Here is a 21429-nt window from a genome sequence, read left to right as displayed (position 1 = left end):
CGCTAATACAGATCCATCGGATCCACATCCAACGACCAGCGTACCCGGCGTGCCTGCGGCAAGCCGGCAATCTGCGGCGTCACCTGGTCCAGCACGCCATGCAACGGGCGCCGCGCCGGTGAGGACAGCAGCAACTGGGTGCGCTGGTAGCCCGCGCGGCGCGGCATCGGCGCCGGCATCGGGCCATAGCGTTCCACCGCCGCATCGTCGGGAATCAACGCGCGCACGGCACTGAGCATCGCGTTGGCATGCTCCACCTGCTGCGCTTCGGCACGCAGCAGTGCCAGATGCGCGAAGGGCGGAAAACCGGCCGCCTCGCGCTGCTGCAGTTCCGCATGGGCGAAGGCGTGGTAGCCGCCGTTGACCAGTGTCTCCAGCAGCGGATGCCCCGGGTGGTGGGTCTGCAACCACACCTCGCCTGCATCCACGGCGCGCCCGGCGCGGCCGGCGACCTGGATCAGCTGCTGGGCCAGCTTTTCACTGGCGCGGAAATCCGCCGAGAACAGGCCTTCATCGATGCCGACCACGACCACCAGGGTCAGTTTCGGCAGATCGTGCCCCTTGGCCAGGATCTGCGTGCCGACCAGGATGCCCGCGCGATCGCCGAGCGAGGCCAACTGGGTCTCCAGCGCGTCGCGCTTGCCGGTGGTGCCGCGGTCGATGCGGATCACCGGAAAATCCGGGAAGGCTTCGACCAGATGTTCTTCCAGCCGCTCCGTCCCGATGCCCTGCGGCTGCAGCGCGAGGCTGCCGCAGTCCGGGCAGGCCAGCGGCGCGGACTGGCGTGCGCCACAGTGATGGCACTGCAGGCGGCGGCCGCCGGCGTGCACGGTCATCGGCGCATCGCAGCGCTGGCACGGGGCGGTCCAGCCGCAGTCATGGCAGAGCAGCACGGGCGCATAGCCGCGGCGGTTCTTGAACACCAGCACCTGGTGCCCGGCCTGCAGATGCTGGGTGATGCCGGCCAGTACCTCCGGCGATAGCCCATCGCGCAGCGGCCGCTTGCGCACGTCGAGTACGCGTACCACGGGGGGCCGCGCCGCTCCCGCGCGCTGCTTCAGGCGCAGGTGGGTGTAGCGGCCGGCCTGCGCGTTGTGCAGCGATTCCAGCGACGGCGTGGCACTGCCGAGCACCACCGCCACGTCCAGTGCCTTGGCGCGCACCAGCGCGAAATCGCGCGCGTGGTAGCGGATGCCGTCCTGCTGTTTGTAGCTGCCGTCGTGCTCTTCGTCGATCACGATCAGGCCCGCATTCGGCAGCGGGGTGAACACCGCCGAGCGCGTGCCGACGATGACCTGTGCTTCGCCGCGCGCGGCGGCCGCCCACACGCGGGCACGCTCGTTGTCGTTCAGGCCCGAGTGCAGCACGTGCACCGGAATGCCCAGGCGGTTGCGGAAGCGCGACAGCGTCTGCGGGGTCAGGCCGATCTCCGGCACCAGCACCAGCGCCTGCTTGCCGCGCGCAAGGCACGCCACGATCGCCTGCAGGTAGACCTCGGTCTTGCCACTGCCGGTCACGCCATCGAGCAGGTAGGCGGCAAAACCGTCGGCGGCGGTGATCGCGGCGATCGCGTCGGCCTGTTCGGCGTTGGGCGCGGGGCCGCCCGCGGGCGAGGCCACCACCGGCGAATGGGCCAGCGCGATCCGTTCCACCAGCCCGCGCTTGGCCAGCGCGCGGGCGGCGCTGCGCCAGTCGTCCATCAAGGTGTCCAGGCGGTCTTCGTTCACCACCCCCTCGGCCAGGCACTCGGCCAGGCGTTGCGGTCGGGTGCCGTTGCGCAGCCTGGGCTGCGGGTCGCGCCCGGGCTCCGTCAGCTGCCAGCCCCACTGATGGGTATCCGGCACCGCCTCGCCCCGCCGCAGCGGGCCAGGCAGGGCCGTACTGATCACTTCGCCCAGCGGCGCATGGGTGTAGCGCGCCAGCCACTGCAGCGAGCGCCACAGTTCGCCGGTCACCAGCGGCGTGGTGTCGATCCATTCAATCGCCGCGCGCAGGCTGCCGGGATCCTCCACCTGGCCGATGCCGGCCACCACCCCGACCAGCTCGCGGGAGCCGAACGGCACCCGGATGCGCTGCCCGGTCATCGCCGGCGCTGGAGCCGGCCCGGGCGGCGGGGCGTAGTCGAACAGTTGCGGCAGCGGCACCGGCAGGGCGACGCGCAGGGTCGAAGACGAGGAGGTCATCGGGTCAGTGTAGCGGGGCGGGCGGACCCGGATCACGCCCATTCACGGTCTCAACCGGGTACGCGCCGAATCATAAATCCCACCTAAATATCCGAGTTGATTGGAGATTCGGGCTTATCCACATCTTCTGTGGATAAGTCTGTGTGCCACTGCGGATGTGACCGCCTTGCGTCAGGAACTTCCGACGTTCTTCTCAGGTTGGTCAAAAAATAGCCAAGAAACAATGATCAATAAAAACAACGAGATAGCTGTGAAACAAAGTTGAAACAGACTTGACGCGGGCCTCACCTGCAGTTCCACCCCGGTTTTGCGTGGTGCTGTGCACAACCTTTTGCGCCGGAAGGCTTTGCGGACCGTGGCCACTCACAGGAAATGAACATCCGCGCGCCGCTGGCGTGACGCAATCGCTATCATTTCCACACAATGATGGAGTTGCTATGACGGCTGCGCCCGCCCCTGTTTCCTCTACCGCAGCCGGCGCGCTGTCGGCATTTCTTCGTGGCGTTGAACGCCGGGCCCTGGTCGTGGCCGAGTTGCAGTGCGGCGACCCGACCGTGGCCGAGCAGGCCCTGGTCGCGGTCATGCGCGCCTTTGCCGGGATCGCCAGCGACCTGCCCATGGCCCAGTGGCCGGAACGCTTCTGGTCGCTGCTGGTGCACCGCGCGCCCTTGCGTGAGCCGACCGCCGGCCATTGGCCGGCGCCCTTGGAGCATCTGGCCGGGCTGACGCCGCCGGCACGTCTGGCGTTCGTGCTGCGCATCGGCGGCGGGCTGGATGAAGCCGCTGCCGCGCAGATCCTGGATCTGCCGATGGCCGACTACCAGCACGCCCTGGCCGATGCCTGCCCGCGCGATGCCCACGGCAATCCCGACGCCGCCGGCTGGCGCGCCCTGGCCGAACAGGTCCAGCTGCGCATCCGGGACCTGCCCGCGAGTCGCCTGCAGCGGCTGCAGCAACCGGTGGCCGCGCCGACCAGCCAGCAACCGGACGCGGCCTCCTGGCGCACCCCGGCCAGGTCCGATGCGCCCGCCCAGCGCCGCCCGGTCAAGCGCCAACGCGGCCGTCGCTTCCCATGGAAGGGCGTGCTGATCGTGGCCGTCACCGTTGGCGTGCTGCTCGGCGGCGCGGCCTGGTGGAAGCACGCCCGCCAGGCTGGCGCGCCCTTGGCCGATACCCCCGAAGGCGCGGTCGCCGACGCGGGCCCGGTCAAGGTGGAAGCGCTGCCGACGGACGACCTGCCGACCGTGGCACCGACCGCCTCGCCGTTCGCCGCCAGCGACGCGGCGATGCTGGCCGACCCGGACCTGCCGACCGCCCGCGATGCCGATCTGTACGCGTGGTTCGCCGCCGGCGGCCCGGTCCCGGTCGATGAATCGCAGGCCCAGCCCAGCCGCCCTGAACCCGCTACCGCCGGCCTGGAGACGGCTGCCGCCGATGAGTAAGCCTGCCTTCCTGCTGATCGCCCTCGGGCTCTCCAGTGCGGCCATCGCCGCCCCCAACCGGGTCGAGGTTCCGCTGGCGGTGCCCGCACCTGCCAGTGCCACCGCCCCGGCGATTCCGGCCACGCCTGCGGCGCTGGACCCGGCCCAGCTGCGGGAGCTGCGCAGCCGCTATGCCGCCTGGCAGGCCATGAGCGAGGGCGAGCGTGCCCGCGTCCGTGCTGCGGCGGCGCGCGTGGCGGCATTGCCTCCGGCCCAGCAGCAGGCGCTGCGCCAGCGCTTCGCCGAGCAGGACCAGCGCTTCCGCGACGGCTGGTTGCTCGGCCCGCAGCTCGGCCATGAGTTCACCAAGCTGCAGGGCCTGTTCGGCTATCTGCCGGCCGAGCAGCGTCCCACCGCGTTGGCCGTGCTGCGCCAGCTCACGCCCTCCCAGCTGACCCAGCTCACGCTCGTCGCCCAGCGCACCCCGCCGCAGGACCGCGACCGTGTGCGTGCCGAGTTCCTGGGGGTCGCACCGACCGCACGCGACACCTGGCTGCGCGAGCACGTGGGGCACTGACGGGTTCGTCTCCGTTTACCTGAAAGCGCGGCTTTCCCCCGCCGCGCGCGTAAGATGGCGGGCCGCAACCCGGTGCCTGTGCCCTCCGCGCGCGACCGTAGTTGCCGTCTGTGACTCCCATGTCTACCGCTTCCTCCACGCCGCGCCTCTCCCGGGAAGTGCGCGCCACCGGTCTGCTCGCGCTGCCGCTGGTTCTGGGCCATGTCTCCACCGGCCTGATCTCCTTCGTCGACAACGTGATCGCCGGTCACCACGGCACGCACACGCTTGCGGCCGTCACCATCGGCACCGCGCTGCTGTGGCTGCCGATGCTGATCCCGATCGGCACTCTGATCTCGCTGACCGCCTCGGTCTCGCAGCTGCACGGCGCGGGCCGCGAGCGCGAGATCGGCCCGCTGTTCCGCCAGGCGCTGTGGCTGGCGTTGGGGCTCGGGCTGATCATGTTCACCTTCCTCACGGTGGTGCCGCCGCTGCTGCCGGCGTTCGGCATCGCGCCGGACATCGTGCCGGGCGCGACCGCGTTCCTGCACGCGGTGCGTTGGGGCGGCCCGGCGCTGACCCTGTATTTCTGCATGCGTTACCTCAGCGAAGGCATGCACTGGACGCTGCCGACGATGCTGCTCGGCTTCGGCGGCCTGCTGGTGCTGGCACCGCTGGGCTATGTGCTCTGCTACGGCAAACTCGGTTTCCCCGAGCTGGGCGCCGAAGGCCTGGGCATGGCCTCGGCGATCATGATGTGGCTGCAGGCGCTGTGCTTTGCCGGTTATCTGTGGAAAACCAAGCGCTTCGCCCACCTGCAGCTGTTCTCGCATTTCGAAGCGCCGCGCTGGTCGGCGATCTGGGACCTGCTGCGGACCGGCCTGCCGATCGGCATCACCGTGCTGATGGAAGGCGGGTTGTTCATCGTCACCGCGCTGCTGATCGGCCGCCTCGGCGCCACCGAAGCCGCCTCGCACCAGATCGCGATCAACGTCGCGCAGCTGTGCTTCATGATCCCGATGGGCGTGGCCGAGGCCACCACGGTGCGGGTCGGCCATGCGGTCGGCAGCGGCAACGGGCTGGGTGTGCGCCGTGCGGCGATCGCCGGGCTGGTGATCATCCTGGGCACGCAGACGCTGTCGGCGCTGGTGCTGCTGCTCGGCCATGACGCCATCGTCGGCGTCTACACCGCCGACATGGGCGTGGCGGCGCTGGCCTCGACGCTGCTGCTGTACGCGGCGGCGTTCCAGTTCCCGGATGGCATCCAGGTGCTCTCGGCCGGCGCATTGCGCGGGCTGAAAGACACCCGCGTGCCGATGTTCATCGCCATGTTCTCTTACTGGGGCCTGGGCATGCCGCTCGGCGCAGGGCTGGGACTGGGGCTGGGCATGGGCCCGCAGGGCATGTGGCTGGGCCTGATCCTGGGCCTGACCGCCGCCGCGATCCTGATGGCCTGGCGCCTGCGCGTGAGCAGCGCCCGCGCCGGTCTCCCTTCGACACCCTGACTTGTGTCCGATGCCGGCGAGACCGGCACCGGCTATTCTGGCACCACGGCAAGAAGCCACTCTGGAGTTACCCCCATGAACCAACCCGCGCGTCGCAATCCCGTCGCCAGCTTCTTCATCGGGCTGTGGGATGTGATGAACTTTACCCGCCGGCTCATCCTCAACCTGGTGTTCTTCGGCCTGCTGTTCCTGATCCTGATCCTGTTCATCGTCGCGATGGGCAAGAGCGCGACCTCCAAGGCGTCGCTGCAGGACCGCACGACCCTGGTGATCGCACCGGAAGGCCGGCTGGTCGAACAGTTCAGTGCCGATCCGGTCAGCCGCGCGCTGGGTAAGGCGGTTGGTGACAAGGGCGCCGATGAGATCCAGCTGCGCGATCTGATCCGCGCGCTGGAGGCCGCCAAGACCGACAAGAAGATCGAGCGCGTGGTGTTGGAGCTGGACAAGCTGCAGCCGAGCGGCTTTGCCTCGATGCGCGAAGTGACCGTCGCGCTGCAGGAGCTGCGTGCCGCCGGCAAGCAGGTCGTGGCCTTCAGCGAGAACATGAGCCAGTCGCAGTACCTGCTCGCTTCGCAGGCCGATGAGGTCTATCTGGACCCGATGGGCGGCGTGGTGCTCGAGGGCCTGGGCCGCTACCGCCAGTACTTCCGCACCGGCCTGCAGGACAAGCTGGGCGTGGACGTGCACCTGTTCAAGGTGGGCGAGTACAAGTCGGCTGCCGAGCCGTATGTGCTGGATGCCGCGTCGCCGCAGGCCAAGGAAGCCGATCTGTTCTGGATGAACGATGTGTGGCAGCGCTACCTGGCCGACATCGCCAAGGCACGCAAGCTCGACCCGGCACAGCTGGCCGCCGGCATCGATACCATGCCCGAAGGCATCGCCGCCGCCGGTGGCGACCTGGCCAAGTTCGCCCTGCAGCAGAAGCTGGTGGACGGCCTGAAGACGCGCGAGGAAGTGGACACCCTGCTGACCGAGCGCGGCATCGCCGACGATGACGCCGACGGTGGCTACCGCAACGTCAACCTTGATGCCTACCTGAGCGTGCTCGACAGCCGTCGTTCGCCGATGGATTCGCGTCCGCAGGTGGCGGTGATCGTGGCCTCGGGCGAGATCTCCGGCGGCGATCTGCCGGCCGGCCGCATCGGTGGCGAGTCGACCTCGGCGCTGCTGCGCGAAGCCCGTGACGACAAGGACGTGAAGGCCGTGGTGCTGCGCGTGAGCTCGCCGGGCGGTGAAGTGTTCGCCTCCGAGCAGATCCGCCGCGAAGTGGTCGCGCTGAAGGAAGCCGGCAAGCCGGTGGTGGTCTCGATGGGTGATCTGGCCGCCTCGGGCGGTTACTGGATCAGCATGAACGCCGATCGCATCTACGCCGATCCCTCCACGATCACCGGCTCGATCGGCATCTTCGGCATGATCCCGAACGTGGCCCGCTCGCTGGACAAGATCGGCGTGCATACCGATGGCGTGGGCACCACCCGCTTCGCCGGTGCGTTCGACATCACCCGCCCGATGGACCCGGCCGTGGGCCAGGTCATCCAGTCGGTGATCAACAAGGGCTACGCCGACTTCACCGGCAAGGTTGCCGCCGCGCGCAACAAGCCGGTCGAAGCGGTCGATGAAGTCGCCCGCGGCCGGGTGTGGAGCGGTGCGCAGGCCAAGGAACGTGGCCTGGTCGACGACTTCGGTGGCCTGAAGGCCGCGGTGGCCGATGCCGCCAGCCGCGCCAAGCTTGGCGAGGCCGGCAAGTTCCGCGTGCGCTACATCGAGAAGGCGGCGACGCCGTTCGCGCAGTTCCTCAGCGGCTTCGCCAGCAGCCATGCCGGTGCCTGGATGCTGGGCGAATCGGGCATGGCCCGTCTGATGCTGGCCCGTTCGATGCCGGAGCTGGACACCCAGCTGCGCTTTGTCGAAGAGGCCGCGCGTGACCCGCGCAACAATGCCGCGCCGGTCAAGACGCTGGTGTACTGCTTCTGCGGTCTGTAAGCGGCCTCAGCGGTTCCGTGTGACACCCGAACGCCCGGCTTCTGCCGGGCGTTCTGCTATCGGGCCGATGCGGTCAGGGGGTCGGCGGTGGCGCATCACCGCTGGCGCGGTCGGCATCGGCAGCGCGGGCATCGGCGGACTGCTGCAGGGTGTCGCTGACCGCTTTGGCGCGGTCGATCGGTTTCTGGAACGCATCGCGCAGTTCGGCAGCCTGCGGTTCCGGCGGCGTATCCGGTGCCGGGGGCACCGGCCGGTTGCAGGCGGCCAGTACCATCATCGCGAGCAGCGGCAGGGCAATTCGGATCGTCATGGCAACCTCCCTCGTTGAGCCGGTAGCGGAGCACCAGTGTCCCACCGCCGCGCGCCTCGTGCGTGATGGCGTCCGGTGTGCAGGCCATCGCGCGTTATCCTATCCGGGCAGCACGTTCGGTGCCGCACCCCATGGATCACCGCAGGAGAAGCACGTGAGCGCGCAACGTTGGCGACTGGATGGACAGACCGCATTGATCACCGGCGCCAGCGCCGGCATCGGCTTGGCGATCGCGCGCGAACTGCTGGGCTTCGGGGCGGACCTGTTGATCGTCGGCCGCGATGCGGATGCGCTGGAGATGGCGCGCGACGAGCTGGCCGATGCCTACCCGGACCGCGAAATCCATGGCCTGGCCGCCGACGTCGCCGATGACGAGGACCGACGCGAAATCCTGGACTGGGTGGAAGACCACAGCGATGGCCTGCACATTCTTGTAAACAACGCCGGCGGCAACATCAGCAAGCCGGCCACCGAATACACCGAAGACGAGTGGCGCGGGATCTTCGAGACGAATCTGTTCTCGGCGTTCGAACTGTCGCGCTACGCACACCCGCTGCTGGCGCGGCATGCCGCTTCGGCGATCGTCAACGTCGGCAGCGTGTCCGGCCTGACCCACGTGCGCAGCGGCGCTGTGTACGGCATGACCAAAGCCGCGATGCACCAGATGACCCGCAACCTCGCCGTGGAATGGGCCGAGGACGGCATCCGCGTCAACGCCGTGGCGCCGTGGTACATCCGCACCCGGCGCACCTCAGGGCCGTTGTCCGATCCGGATTACTACGAGCAGGTGATCGACCGCACCCCGATGCGCCGCATCGGCGAACCGGAAGAAGTCGCTGCCGCCGTGGGCTTCCTGTGTCTGCCTGCTTCCAGCTACGTCACCGGCGAGTGCATCGCGGTGGATGGCGGCTTCCTGCGTTACGGGTTCTGAGCCGGCGCGGTAAAGGTGCTCGGCACTCTCGTTACGGAACCGGGCAATCGCTGTCGGCCAATACTGCTTCCAGGCGCGCGCGCTCGGCGGTCGCAGCGGCCTGATTTTCCGGCGCCGCAAAGCGCTCGCGGCCACGCGCGTCGCGGAAGCGCTGCTGCCAGTTGCTGCAGCGCTGCTCCTCAACCACCGGCTCGCAGTCATCGCGGACCACTTCGCAGCTCGCCGCGTTGCTTGGCGCATGGCTGCCGCCCAGGCCGGTAAGGGCGAGGGATTCGCAGCGTGGCGGCGCCGGTTCGCGCTCATGCAGGTAGCGACCGCCCTCTGCCGAGACGCACTGGTAGATCTCCGGCAGCGGCGGCTTGGGCGGGCCGGCGTCATCAAGCGCCGCCACCGGTGTTTCCGGGCGTAGCGCAGCACTGTCGAGCAGGCCGCTGTCTTCGTCGCCCTCCTGCGGCAACGGTGGCATGCGGTAGTCAGGGGTGGGCGCAGCCGGTGCATTCTCCACCGCGGCCGGGGCACGCACCGGCGCGCTGATCCGCTGGATGCGCTGTTCGCTGCCGGCCGGGCAGGGCACGCTCTGGATGGTCAGGCTGCCGCCGGCGTCGGTGCAGCGGAAGAACACCGCTTCGTCGGCCGCAGCGGGCAGGCTCACAAGCAACAGAAGCAGCAGATACTGTCGTTTCATCGCATCAGTGTAGGGCGCAGCGCGCTCAGTGGCCGCCGCAGTCCTGGTCCAGGCGCGCGTCGATCCCGCGCTGCTCGCGGGTCAGCGCATCGCGCTCGCTCTGCAGCGCACTGTTGTAGCGGCGGATCAGGTCCCAGCGCCGGTCTTTCAGCCGCGAGCAGACTTCCTGCGCGGGCAGCGCATGGCATTCATCGCGCACCAGCACGTTGCCGGCCGGCACCACCACGCTGTTGCCCAGCCCGGGGTGCGGATACCCGCCGCCCTGCCAGTGCGAGCTGCCACCGCCGATGCTGATGCTGCCGCCCACCCGCGCGCCGCTGCCGCTCACCGAGACCGCGCCGCCACTGCTGCTCACCGAACCGTTGCCCATCGGTGCGATCGGTGGCAGCGGTCGCGAGGGAGGATAGCCGCCCGAGGGCGGCCTCGGGCCAGGCGAGTAGGGCAGATAGGCTTCGGTCCAGATCGGCACCCAGCGCGGATTGCCCTCGTTGCTGTCGCTGACGTAGCTGTCGCCATCGCTGGTGGTGCACTCGTACATCGGCTGCGGCGGCTGCACGTGCACATAGCGCACCTCGCGCTCGGGTGCGCGCGGTGCCGGTGTCGGCTCGGGCGCGCGGTCGCTGCGCACGACCTGCGGGGCCGGGTCGCGCGGGCGCTGCAGGTCGCGGACTTCCTGCCGGCCCTGGCGGCACGGTGCATCCTGCAGTGACACGGCGCCATTGCTGCCCACACAGCGGTAGACGCGCACGTTGTCGCTCTGCGCCGCAGCGGTCACGGCGGGGCTCAGCAGGGCGAGCAGGGACAACCACAGGGCAGGGCGCAGGGTCATGCGGCCAGTGTGCGGGTTTGCCTGCCTGCACGCAAAAGGCGGCTCAGCTGCGCAGCACGTGGCCGCTGAGCGCATCGCGGATCGGCGTGGGCTGCGCCAGGCCCCCGGTCTGGCCATCGATCAGGCCATCGAGCAGGGCCAGCAGGCGCGGGTCCAGTTCCGCGCGTGTGCGTGCCGGTGGCTCACCGGCGAGGTTGGCGCTGGTGGAAACCAGCGGGCCGCCCCAGGCGCGGCACAGCGCGGCGACCAGGGGGTGGGCACTGATCCGCACCGCGATCCCGCTGTGCTCGCCGGTGATCCAGCGCGGCGCACGAACGCCGGCGGGCAGGATCCAGGTGTTGGCGCCAGGCCAGCTGGCCAGCACCGCGCCTTGGCGTTCCAGCGGCAGGGCATCCATCCGCACCCAGCCCTCCAGCTGGGCCGGGTCGGCGGCGACCAGAATCATCCCCTTCTCGACCGGGCGCTGCTTGAGCTGCAGCAGCTTCATCACCGCAGCTTCGTGCGCGGGATCGCAGCCCAGACCCCAGACCGCTTCGGTGGGATAGGCGATCACCCCGCCGGCGCGCAGCGCAGGCAGGGCGGTGTCCACAGTGAATTCGTTCATGACAGGCGGGCCGGATGCATGGCCCGCATTATCCTCCCGCCGTGGCGGGAGGGGTCAACCCGGCGGCGGGTGGGAGCAGCGCCCCTGCGCAGGGGCGTGAGCCGCCCGGGGCGGTCAGGACGTCTTTTTGACGGCCTTCTTCACCGCTTTCTTGGCCACCTTCTTGGTCGCCTTCTTCGCCGTGGCTTTCTTGGCAACCTTCTTCACCGCCTTCTTGGTGGCGGTCTTCTTGGTCGCTTCACCGGCAGCGGCTTTCTTGGCCGGTGCCTTCTTGGCCACGACCTTCTTGGCGGCCTTCTTGCCGAAGCCCTTGCGCACCGGCTTGCCGGTTTCTTCCATCAGCTTCTGCACCTCGGCCAGGGTCAGCGAGGCCGGCTCGCGATCCTTCGGGATCTTGCCGTTCATCTTGCCATCGCTGATGTACGGGCCGAAGCGACCATTCAGCACCTGGATCTCGCTGCCCTCGAATTCCTTGATGATCCGGTTGCGCGCGATCTCTTCCTTCTCTTCGATCAGGAACACGGCGCGGGCCAGGTCGATGGTGTACGGGTCGTCTTCCTTCTTCAGCGAGGCATAGGTGCTGCCGCGCTTGGCGAACGGGCCAAAGCGACCGATGCCGACGCTGACGTCCTCATCCTTGTCCTGGCCGAGCGCACGCGGCATCAGGAACAGCTCCAGCGCGTCTTCCAGGGAGATGGTGTGCATCGACTGGCCGGGGCGCAGCGAGGCGAACTTGGGCTTGTCCTCGGCGTCCTCGGCAGTGCTGCCGATCGCCGCGTACGGCCCGAAACGGCCCAGGCGCACGCTCACCGGCTTGCCGGTCTTGGGGTCGGTGCCGAGCTCGCGCGCGCCACTGGCCTCGGCACGGTCGACCGATTCGTTCTTTTCGCCGACCAGCTTGTGGAACGGTTCCCAGAAACGCGCCATCAGCGGGATCCAGTCTTCTTCGCCACGCGACACCGCATCGAGCTCGTCTTCGAGCTTGGCGGTGAAGTCGTAATCCACGTACTGGGTGAAGTGGCTGGAGAGGAACTTGGAGACCGCGCGGCCCACGTCGGACGGGCGGAAGCTGCGGCCTTCCATCTCCACGTACTTGCGGAACAGCAGGGTCTGGATGATCGAGGCGTAGGTCGAGGGGCGGCCGATGCCGTACTCCTCGAGCGCCTTGACCAGCGCCGCTTCGGTGAAGCGCGGCGGCGGCTGGGTGAAGTGCTGTTCGGCCAGGATGCGCTCGAGCGGCACGCGGTCGCCGGGCTTCATCGCCGGCAGCTTGCGGCCTTCATCGTCGTCCTCGGCACTCTTGTTGTCCTTGCCTTCCTCGTACACGGCCAGGAAGCCGGGCACGACCACGGTGGTGCCACTGGCGCGGAACACGTGCTCGCTGCCGGCCGACAGGTCCACGCTGACGGTGTTGAGCGTGGCCGGAATCATCTGGCAGGCGACGGCGCGCTTCCAGATCAGCTCATACAGCTTGCGCTCGTCATCGGTGAGGAAGCGCGCCACCTGGGCAGGGGTGCGCAGCGCCGAGGTCGGACGCACGGCTTCGTGCGCTTCCTGGGCGTTCTTGGATTTGGTCTGGTAGGTGTTCGGCTGGTCCGGCAGCGAGGCGATGCCGAAATCGCGCGCGATCACGTCGCGGATCTCGGCCAGCGCATCCTGGGAGAGGTTCACCGAGTCGGTACGCATGTACGAGATCAGGCCGACGGTACCTTCTTCTTCACCGATCGCCACGCCTTCGTACAGCTTCTGCGCGACCTGCATGGTCTTGCGCGTGGTGAAGCCGAGCTTGCGCGAGGCTTCCTGCTGCAGGGTGGAGGTGGTGAACGGCGGGGCCGGGCGGCGCTTGCGCTCCTTGCTGACCACGTCGGTGACGTGCAGGGCGCCCTGGGCGGCCTGCTGGATGCGCATGCGCGCAGCCTCGGCGGTGTCGCCGTCGGTCACGGTGAACTGTTCGAACTTCTGGCCGTCCAGCTTGATCAGGCGCGCATTGAAGTGCTGCGAAGGATGCGCGCACAGCGCATCGATGCTCCAGTACTCGCGGGCGATGAAGGCTTCGATCTCTTCTTCGCGTTCGACGATCATGCGCAGCGCCGGGCTCTGCACGCGGCCGGCGGACAGGCCGCGCTGGACCTTGCGCCACAGCACCGGGGACAGATTGAAACCGACCAGGTAATCCAGCGCACGGCGTGCCTGCTGCGCATCGACCAGATCGGCGGCGATCTCTCGCGGGTGGCCCATCGCTTCCTTGATGGCGCGCGGGGTGATCTCGGTGAAGACCACGCGCTGCATAGGCTTGTCCTTGACCAGCCCACGTTCCTTCAGGATCTCGGCGATGTGCCAGCTGATCGCTTCCCCCTCGCGATCCGGATCGGTCGCCAGGAAGATGTCGTCGGCGCCCTTGGCGGCCTTGACGATGGCATCGACGTGCTTTTCGTTCTTCTCGATGAGGTCGTAACGCATCGCGAAGTTGTTGTCGGGGTCGACCGCGCCTTCCTTGGGCACCAGGTCACGCACATGCCCATACGAGGCCAGGACGGTGAAGTCCTTGCCGAGGTATTTGTTGATCGTCTTGGCCTTGGCGGGCGATTCGACGATGAGCAGGTGCTTGGGCATGGCGTCAGGATTCTATGGGCAGGGCCCCGGGGAGGGCCGCTAGGGTGGAGCAAATGGCCGCATTAGTGAAGCGGCGCGGGCGATATACATAAACCGAACGCCCGGGGGTGGGCCGGGCGTTCAGCTTTCTGCCTATTAGTGGAATCACGCCGGGCCGGCTCATGTCAAGCGGCCCGGTGTGAGGATTGCTCAGATCAGGACATCGAGGCGATCACGCCGATCATGGCGATCATCACGCCGAACAAGGCCACCACGGCCAGTGCGGCGATCACCAGGATCACGATGGTGACCGTGCCCAGGCCGCGCTGCTGCAGCTCGGGATGCTCGGTGAAGGCCCACTTGTCCACCACCAGGGTGTCGCACATCATGTCGTGCAGTGCCTGCTTGCGCTCGGTGAAGGCGGCCATGATGAAACCGATCATCAGGATCAGGCTGCTGACAATGGTCGCCAGGTAGCGGCAGAACGCCCGCAGGAAGCTGATCCGCTCGCCGTTGCCACGCACCACTTTGATGCCGACGGCCATCTTGCCCAGCGTGGCGCCGCCGCGCGAGGCGTGGAAGCCGGCGTAGTAGCCGATGCTGATGACCATGCTGAGCAGCATCACCACCAGCGTGAGCGCGACCTGCACGCCCTCGTTGCCCGAGCCGACGCCGGCCAGGTTGATGATCATGCTCAGCGGCAGAGTGACTACGGTGAGCAGGATGTAGTCGATGAAGTAGGCGGCGTAGCGCTTCCAGAAGCCGGCGTAGACCACGTCATGACCGCTGACCACCGCCGTGTTGGCGTAGCCGGTGGCCGCAACAGGCGCGGTATACGGCGAGTGCGTGCCACCGCCGGTGCCGGGCAGGGGGGCAGTGCCGTTGTCGATGGCGGTGTAATCCCCGCGCAGGTCGATGCCGCTGCCGAGGTTGTCGGCCGCAGCGGTCAGGGTCTGCAACTGCAGCTCGTCGACGGCCTCGGACAGCGGTGCCCACTGCGCGAACCCTTCGCGCCACACCAGTGTGGCCAGGGTGATCTCACCACGCTGGAAGCGCTGGCGCATCTCATCTGCGCTCAGCGGTCCCTGACGTTCCTGGCCATCGGCGAAATACCACTCAATCATTGCTTCAATCCCCTGTTGGGTGCATCCATGGACATGTGTCCGTTCATCAGCCGCGGCATTCCTGCGGCAGGTACGTATCGTCGGGCTCGCCGCTGCATTCCCAGTGCCCGGCGCCGTTGTAATCCAGCCACAACAGCTTGCCGTCCAGCGCGGCATTGCCGGGCACGGTGAGTTCGGCTTCCACGCCGCAGTGGCCGTTGTCGAAGCGACCGATCCGCACGGCATTGATCGCGCCGTCGGCATACCCGTCGGCCGGCTGGAAGCCTTCGTCATCATTGACCGGGCAGCGGCCATGCTCACCGTGGAACGCGGCCACCGCGACCTTGACCGGGGCCAGCGTCACCAGCGCTTCGCTGGTCTTGGACCGCGCGACATACTCCTGGTAGGCGGGCAGGGCGATCGCGGCGAGTACCGCACCGACGATCAACACCAACACCACGATGATGGCGGCCACGATGCCCACGATCGCGCAGCCGCTCAATCCCTTGCGGGGCGGCGGAATGACGGGATTGGCGGGGGCCGCAGGCGCGACGGGGATGGCCGGCGCGGCGGGCAGTGCCGGCGGCACGGTGGGATCGGGCACCGGCTCTGCCGCCGGCCCGGCGGCGGGGGCAGGGTCCAGGCCGATCTCGGCAGCCACCGATTCCAGGGGCTGCCACTGGGCCATGCCGTCGCGCCAGACCAGCGTATCCAACCCGATGCGGCTGGAACGGTAGAGCGCGATCAGCTCGTCAGCAGGCAGCGGACCGCGCTGCTGACTGTTTCCTTCTGCAAAGAACCATTGGTCCACCGGCCCGCTCCTGAATGCGCAAGGCGCTCAGTGTAAGGTCAGTGAAGCGGTTCCGGCTCGTCCACGAACATCTGGGTTTCCATCCAGGCGTATGCGGCCTCGGCACCGGGCTGGTTGAACAGCACCATCAGCACGACCCACTTGAGGTCGTCCAGGTCCAGTTCGTCCTGGTCCAGCGCCATCGCACGGTCGAGCACCAGCTCGCGCTGGCTGGCATCGAGAATCCCGTGCTGCTCTAGGAACATCAGAAAGCCGCGGCCTTCCACGTCGAGCTTGTCCAGCTCCGGGCCATGGAAAATCCGCACCGGGCCATTCACGCGGCCCAGCACGACGGCCGGGCGCTGCTCGGCAAGCGCGTCCAGCCAATCGAAGGCTTTGTTGATCTCGGTGGGGCTGAAGCCGGCCTGGATCAGGCCGTTCTGGAGGGAGTCGCGGTCGCGGATGAGGTCCGCGTCTTCGCTGAAATAATGTTCGAACAGGTACAGCAGGACATCCAGAATGCTCTCTTTCATTGCCCCTCGGCCTGCGTCAACGACGCTGTGGAGGTGAAGAAACTAGGGTTTTCGACAGTAGCGACCATGGGCGGCCATTACCTTTCCATCCAGTTCCATGACCAGCAGCATGGCCGACAGCTGGGCCGCCGTCAATCCGCTGCGCTGGATCAATGAATCCATACCCGTTGGGTCGTGATCCAGGGCTTTCCACAAGCACTGGTAGTCCGGGTCGGTGTAGGAAGGGGCGCGCTCGGGCGCCGGTCGTGCCTGTTCAGTGGGGGCGTCCAACCGGGTTCGCAAGGCCCCGGCCAGGGTCTGGGCGAGCGCGGCCACCCCGGCGGTCACCTCGGCCGGGGCCTCCACCAGCGCGGCGCCCTGCCGGATCAGTCGGTGGCAGCCGCGGGCCCGGGGGTTGCGGATCGAGCCGGGCAGGGCGAACACCTCGCGGCCTGCCTCGGCGGCGCAGCGGGCGGTGATCAGCGCGCCCGAGCGCTCGGCAGCCTCGATCACCAGGGTACCCAGGCTGAGCCCGGCGACGATCCGGTTACGGGCAGGGAAGTGCGCCTGGGTGGCCGGCATTCCGGGCGCGTATTCGCTGACCACCGCGCCGGTACGGGCAATGCGTTCATGCAGCGCGGCATGCCGGGGCGGATAGGTCTGGTCCAAGCCAGTGGCGACCACGGCCACGGTCATTCCTCCGGCGATCTGCAGGGCGCCCTCGTGGGCCTGGGCGTCGACCCCGGTTGCCAGGCCGCTGATGACCGACCAGCCATCGCCAGCCAGCGCGGTGCCGAAGGCGTGCGCGTGCTCGCGGCCGCTGGCGGTGGGCGAGCGGCTGCCCACCACCGCTACCGCCGGATGCCACAGCCGGGCCGGGTTTCCGTCCACGAACAAGGCCACGGGCGGCTCCTCGATCTGGGCCAGCAGCGCCGGGTAGTCGGGATCGGTGAGGGCGAGCAGATGGTGGCGTTCGTCTGCCAGCCAGGCCAGGCCGTGGGCCAGATACCCCTCGTCCGGCAACGCCAGCCGGGCGCGTTGCGCCGGGGTGCAGCCGGCGGCGCGCCAGGCGCTCGGACCGGCCAGCAGCGCTGCCGCTGCATCAGTGAACTGGCGCAGCAGGCGCAGCCGGGGCGGCAGGGCACCGCCGGCCAGGACCAGGGTGAGCAGGGCGGTGGATGAGGCAAGGCAGGGAATCGGCATCCCTATACCCTGGTCCGCAAATGATGACGGCGCCCTAGGGCGCCGTCGGATGGCGGGGTAGGACTCTCCCGCGCTTACTGCTTATCGGGATGCAGTGCCGAATAGCCGACCCTGACCGGCTTCACGCCTTCCATCACCAGCGCGTAGCTGACGTTCTCGAAGGTGCGGAAGACCATCGCGTGGGCGGCGTACTCGTCCGGCAGGGTGACCCGGCCGGCCCCGCTGGTCAGCGAATCGTCCATCCGCGACGAGTTCGGGTAATTCATGCGGTGGGCCACATGGCGGCCCTGGCGCCACAGCGAGAACACGGTGCCGTTGTCCACTCCGTTGGCACGGCCGGCGGAGATCGCGATCACATCGCGCGGGCCGCCGGAGGTGAAGGTATCGGCCACGGCCAGCACCCGGACATCCAGATCGAGGGCCTGCGGCGCGGGCACGTGCGGCACGAACTGCAGGTCGTACGGGCGCGCCTCGACCGGGACCAGGCGGTCCCCGGCGCGGACTTCACGGCCGTCCACCTGACCCTGAAGCACCAGCGAGGTCACTTCGACACTGCCGCTCTGCACGCGGCTCACCGTGCCGACGTTGATCTGGGCCAGTTCGTAGCCCAGCGCCTGGTGCCGCTTGCTCGGCACGATGAAGGTCTTCCAGAGGTTGCCGCTGCCGGGCGTGGTCTCGCCGCGGGCATTGAGGTCTTCGGTCGGCTTGGGCAGGGCGTACTGCACGGTCGGGCGGACCACCGCGTAGCGCTGGCCGACCTGGGCGTTCTCCAGGCCCCGCACATAGGCGGTCTGGCCGGTGGTGGCGCGCAGGCGGTTGTCTTCCAGATTGACCACGTAGGGCAGCGACTTGACCTCGTCGACCACGCTCAACTGCTTCAGGAAGGGCTCGACCTGCTCCAGCGGGACGCCGTTGATCGGGGCCTCCTGGCGCGGGCCGGGCTGGGCCACGACGCGGTCCAGATAGGCCAGGCTGAGCACGTCACCCGGGTAGATCAGGTGCGGATTCTTGACCTGCGGGTTGGCCTGCCAGATCTCCGGCCACAGCCAGGGCTTCTGCAGGAAACGCGCCGAGATATCCCACAGCGTGTCCCCTTTGCGCACGACATAGGTATCCGGGTGCCCGCCATTCATTTCCACGGCGGTAGCATAGGTAGCGACGGTCAGCATCGCCACGGCGACGACCGTACGAGTTCGTTCAAACATAGATGTGGTGCCTGATTCCCCAACAGGTTCGCGCACTATAGTCCAGAAACCGGGGCGCGGGGCAAGCGTTGGCGATAGAATCGCCCTGTACGCCGCTTCGACCGGCGCCCCCTACCGGTATTTGCCATGGCCCTCCTGCCCATTCTCGAATTTCCCGATCCGCGCCTGCGTACCAAGGCTGCGTTGATCGATGCTGCCGACGTGACCACGCCGGCGTTCCAGACCCTGATCGACGACATGTTCCAGACCATGTATGACGCCCCGGGCATCGGCCTGGCCGCCAGCCAGGTGGACGTGCACAAGCGCTTCATGGTGATCGACGTCAGCGAAGAGAAAGACACCCCGATGGTGTTCATCAATCCGGAGATCGTCGCCAACGAAGGTGGCCAGGTCTATCAGGAAGGCTGCCTGTCGGTGCCGGGCATCTTTGCCGACGTCACCCGCGCCAACCAGATCACCGTGCGTTACCTGGACCGCGACGGCGTGGCGCAGGAACTGACCACTGACGGCGTGCTCGCCGTGTGTGTGCAGCACGAGATGGACCACCTGGACGGCAAGCTGTTCATTGATTACCTCTCGCCGCTCAAGCGCGAGATGGTGCGCAAGAAGCTGGCCAAGCAGCGCAAGCACGTTGCCTGAGGTGATTGCAGCGACCGCCGCGCGGGTTGACCGCGCGATGGGTCCTGTCGCGCGGCGCCGGACATCGGCGCCGTTTTACGTTCTGTTAGTGGGGTCGCCATGAAGATTGTCTTTGCCGGTACGCCGGCGTTCGCCGTGTCCTCGCTGCGTGCCGCAGCCCGCCACCATGAAGTGGTCGCGGTGTACACGCAGCCTGATCGTCCCGCTGGCCGTGGCCGTGGCCTGGCACCTTCGCCGGTCAAGCTGGAAGCGATCGCACGCGGCATCCCGGTGTTCCAGCCGGAGAGCCTGAAGACCCCCGAAGCCCAGCAGCAGCTGCGCGATCTCGCCCCGGACCTGATGGTGGTGGTGGCGTATGGCCTGATCCTGCCCAAGGCGGTGCTGACCATCCCGACCCATGGCTGCTGGAACGTGCACGCCTCGCTGCTGCCGCGCTGGCGTGGTGCCGCGCCGATCCAGCGTGCGATCCAGGCCGGCGATGCCGAAACCGGTGTGTGCCTGATGCAGATGGACGCGGGGCTGGATACCGGTCCGGTGCTGCTCAAGCAGCACATCGCGATCGGTCCCAACGACACCGGCGGTCAACTGCATGATCGCCTGGCGGCGTTGGGTGAGCAGGTGCTGTCCGACGGCCTGGGCCTGCTGCGGGCCGGCATCAAGCCGATCGCGCAGCCGCAGCCCGAGGCTGGCGTGATCTATGCGCACAAGCTCGACAAGGCCGAAGCCCGTCTGGACTGGGCGCAGGACGCCGACGCGCTGGCGCGCACCGTGCGTGCGTTCAATCCGTGGCCGGTCGCCGAGGCGATGCTGGTCGGCGAGCGTGTACGCATCCATGGTGCGATCGCGCTGGATGACAACCAGGGCAAGGCGCCGGGCACGCTGCTGGCCGCCTCGCGCGATGGTATCGACATCGCCTGCGGTCACGGCGCGCTGCGCCTGCGCGTGCTGCAGCGCGAGGGCGGCAAGGCGATCACCGCCGCCGATTACCTCAATGCCCGCCGCGACCTCGTGGCAGGTGCCTGAGATGACGACGCCCCGTCCCGCCAAGCCTGCTGGCGCGTACACCGCCCATACCGCCCCCGGGGTACCCACCCGTGTGCTGGCCGCGCGCGTGCTGGCCCAGGTGATCGGCCGCGGCCGCTCGCTCAAGGCCGAGCTGGCCACCGCGTTGCCGACCCTGGACGACAGCCGCGACCGCGCGCTGCTGGAGGCGCTGTGCTTTGCCGTGCTGCGCCACCGCGCGGCCTATGACGCGGCGCTGGCGCAGTGGATGCCGCGGCCGCTGAGCGTGCGCGAAGACGAGCTGCGCGCGCTGCTGCTGGTCGGCTTCGCCCAGCTGGACGCGCTGGAACTGCCGGCGCACGCCGCGCTCTCGGCCACGGTCGACGCCGCGCGCGCGATGGGCCGTGATCGCCAGGCCGGCATGGTCAATGCACTGCTGCGCCGCGCCCAGCGCGAAGGCATTCCGCCGCTGCCCGCGCGCGACGCCTTCCCGCTGTGGATGGCCGAGAAGATCGAGCAGGATTGGCCGGACGAGGCCGAAGCCGTGTTCAGCGCCAGCCTGCAGGCCGCGCCGCTGTGGCTGCGGGTCAACCGCCAGCACAGCAGTCGTGACGCGATGCTGCAGCAGTTGGAGGCCGCCGGTATCGCCGCCGAAGCATCGAGCGTGGGGGCCGATGCGATCCGCCTGCCGGTGCCGGTCGCGGTCTCCGCGCTGCCCGGGTTCGCCGATGGTGCGTTGTCGGTGCAGGATCTGTCTGCACAGCAGGTGGCCGATGCGCTGGCGCCGCGCCCGGGTTCGCGGGTGCTTGATGCCTGCGCCGCACCGGGCGGCAAGGCGGCCCATCTGCTGGAGCGCGATCCGACCCTGCAGCTGTTGGCGTTGGATATCGATGCGCGCCGGCTCAAGCGCATCAGCGACACCTTCGCGCGCACCGGCGTGGGCCAGAACGCGAAGGTGCTGGCCGGCGATGCGACTGCGCCGGCCAGTTGGTGGGACGGGCAGCTGTTCGACACCATCCTGCTCGACGCCCCCTGTTCGGCCACCGGTATCATCCGCCGCCAGCCGGACGTGCTGGTGCACCGCCGGCCCACCGACATCGAGGCACTGATCGCCCTGCAGGCGCGCCTGCTGGATGCGTGCTGGTCGATGCTCACGCCGGGGGGAACCCTGCTGTATGCGACATGCTCGATCCTGCGCGATGAAAATCAATTCCAGGTCGAGGCCTTCCTGCAGCGCACGCGTGATGCGGGCTTCCTGCCGTTGGGTGACGCGTATGGCCACGATTCCTGGGCCGGGCGCCAGCGCCTGCCCGGTGAGGACGGTGCTGACGGCTTCTTCTATGCGCGTCTGCTAAAGAAGGGTTGATCCGAACCCG

The 21429-nt window shown here is 68.4% G+C and carries 19 protein-coding genes; 8 read left to right on the top strand and 11 right to left on the bottom strand.

Features of this window, described 5'->3' with window-relative positions:
- Positions 1-2: 2 nt before the first annotated feature.
- Positions 3-2183, bottom strand: coding sequence for a primosomal protein N' (locus tag ACTT2I_RS15775; RefSeq protein WP_421098903.1), 2181 nt, complete (start codon positions 2181-2183; stop codon positions 3-5).
- A gap of 437 nt (positions 2184-2620) precedes the next feature.
- Here ACTT2I_RS15775 and ACTT2I_RS15770 point away from each other — a divergent pair, with 437 nt between their 5' ends.
- The 4 genes from ACTT2I_RS15770 to sppA all read left to right on the top strand — a co-directional run bounded on the left by ACTT2I_RS15770 (position 2621) and on the right by sppA (position 7648).
- Positions 2621-3625, top strand: a complete 1005-nt coding sequence (locus ACTT2I_RS15770; protein ID WP_293979152.1) for a hypothetical protein — start codon at positions 2621-2623, stop codon at positions 3623-3625.
- Positions 3618-4181: a DUF3106 domain-containing protein gene (locus ACTT2I_RS15765; protein WP_070426045.1), complete on the top strand. Its 564-nt coding sequence runs from the start codon at positions 3618-3620 to the stop codon at positions 4179-4181. Before ACTT2I_RS15770 ends, ACTT2I_RS15765 begins: the two co-directional genes overlap by 8 nt.
- Positions 4182-4300: 119 nt before the next feature.
- On the top strand, positions 4301-5665 hold the full coding sequence (locus tag ACTT2I_RS15760) for an MATE family efflux transporter (RefSeq protein WP_293979156.1): 1365 nt from the start codon (positions 4301-4303) through the stop codon (positions 5663-5665).
- Positions 5666-5740: 75 nt separating this feature from the next.
- Complete coding sequence (gene sppA, locus ACTT2I_RS15755) at positions 5741-7648, top strand: signal peptide peptidase SppA (protein ID WP_088433658.1); 1908 nt, start codon at positions 5741-5743, stop codon at positions 7646-7648.
- Between the two features lie 73 nt (positions 7649-7721).
- Here the strand turns inward: sppA and ACTT2I_RS15750 are convergent, their stop codons facing one another.
- Complete coding sequence (locus tag ACTT2I_RS15750; protein ID WP_421098904.1) at positions 7722-7958, bottom strand: hypothetical protein; 237 nt, start codon at positions 7956-7958, stop codon at positions 7722-7724.
- 154 nt (positions 7959-8112) lie between these two features.
- Here ACTT2I_RS15750 and ACTT2I_RS15745 point away from each other — a divergent pair, with 154 nt between their 5' ends.
- Positions 8113-8889 (top strand): SDR family oxidoreductase, encoded by a 777-nt coding sequence (locus tag ACTT2I_RS15745; RefSeq protein WP_088433659.1) that lies wholly within the window; start codon positions 8113-8115, stop codon positions 8887-8889.
- 31 nt (positions 8890-8920) lie between these two features.
- On the opposite strand, the gene ACTT2I_RS15740 is transcribed toward ACTT2I_RS15745, so the two are convergent.
- From ACTT2I_RS15740 to ACTT2I_RS15700, 9 genes are all read right to left on the bottom strand, one after another.
- Complete coding sequence (locus ACTT2I_RS15740; RefSeq protein WP_421098905.1) at positions 8921-9574, bottom strand: DUF4124 domain-containing protein; 654 nt, start codon at positions 9572-9574, stop codon at positions 8921-8923.
- 25 nt (positions 9575-9599) lie between these two features.
- Complete coding sequence (locus ACTT2I_RS15735) at positions 9600-10397, bottom strand: DUF4124 domain-containing protein (protein WP_421099397.1); 798 nt, start codon at positions 10395-10397, stop codon at positions 9600-9602.
- A gap of 49 nt (positions 10398-10446) precedes the next feature.
- Entirely contained in the window at positions 10447-11007 is a 561-nt protein-coding gene (locus ACTT2I_RS15730) for a Sua5/YciO/YrdC/YwlC family protein (RefSeq protein ID WP_088433662.1), read from the bottom strand.
- Between the two features lie 114 nt (positions 11008-11121).
- Complete coding sequence (locus tag ACTT2I_RS15725; RefSeq protein WP_088433663.1) at positions 11122-13620, bottom strand: DNA topoisomerase I; 2499 nt, start codon at positions 13618-13620, stop codon at positions 11122-11124.
- A 194-nt stretch (positions 13621-13814) separates the two neighbouring features.
- Positions 13815-14723, bottom strand: a complete 909-nt coding sequence (locus ACTT2I_RS15720; protein WP_088433664.1) for an RDD family protein — start codon at positions 14721-14723, stop codon at positions 13815-13817.
- Between the two features lie 46 nt (positions 14724-14769).
- Positions 14770-15513 carry a pilin gene (locus tag ACTT2I_RS15715; protein ID WP_421098906.1) on the bottom strand — a complete coding sequence of 248 codons (744 nt, stop codon included), beginning with the start codon at positions 15511-15513 and terminating at the stop codon, positions 14770-14772.
- Positions 15514-15551: 38 nt separating this feature from the next.
- Positions 15552-16025: a DUF494 family protein gene (locus tag ACTT2I_RS15710; RefSeq protein ID WP_088433666.1), complete on the bottom strand. Its 474-nt coding sequence runs from the start codon at positions 16023-16025 to the stop codon at positions 15552-15554.
- 42 nt (positions 16026-16067) lie between these two features.
- Positions 16068-17207, bottom strand: coding sequence for a DNA-processing protein DprA (gene dprA / locus ACTT2I_RS15705; protein WP_421098907.1), 1140 nt, complete (start codon positions 17205-17207; stop codon positions 16068-16070).
- Positions 17208-17281: 74 nt separating this feature from the next.
- The gene (locus ACTT2I_RS15700; RefSeq protein ID WP_088433668.1) at positions 17282-18412 is read right to left on the bottom strand and encodes a LysM peptidoglycan-binding domain-containing protein; all 1131 of its coding nucleotides are present in this window, start codon (positions 18410-18412) and stop codon (positions 17282-17284) included.
- Between the two features lie 126 nt (positions 18413-18538).
- On the opposite strand from ACTT2I_RS15700, the gene def reads away from it, so the two are divergent.
- The 3 genes from def to rsmB all read left to right on the top strand — a co-directional run bounded on the left by def (position 18539) and on the right by rsmB (position 21419).
- Positions 18539-19051, top strand: a complete 513-nt coding sequence (def, locus tag ACTT2I_RS15695; protein WP_088433669.1) for a peptide deformylase — start codon at positions 18539-18541, stop codon at positions 19049-19051.
- A gap of 99 nt (positions 19052-19150) precedes the next feature.
- Positions 19151-20074, top strand: a complete 924-nt coding sequence (fmt, locus tag ACTT2I_RS15690) for a methionyl-tRNA formyltransferase (protein ID WP_421098908.1) — start codon at positions 19151-19153, stop codon at positions 20072-20074.
- Between the two features lies 1 nt (position 20075).
- On the top strand, positions 20076-21419 hold the full coding sequence (rsmB, locus tag ACTT2I_RS15685; protein ID WP_421098909.1) for a 16S rRNA (cytosine(967)-C(5))-methyltransferase RsmB: 1344 nt from the start codon (positions 20076-20078) through the stop codon (positions 21417-21419).
- Positions 21420-21429 lie beyond the last annotated feature (10 nt).

It is taken from the genome of Stenotrophomonas sp. PUT21, from assembly GCF_052232875.1.
GTDB classification, from domain to species: Bacteria; Pseudomonadota; Gammaproteobacteria; order Xanthomonadales; family Xanthomonadaceae; genus Stenotrophomonas; species Stenotrophomonas maltophilia_N.
This window is presented reverse-complemented; position numbering and strand designations above follow the sequence as displayed.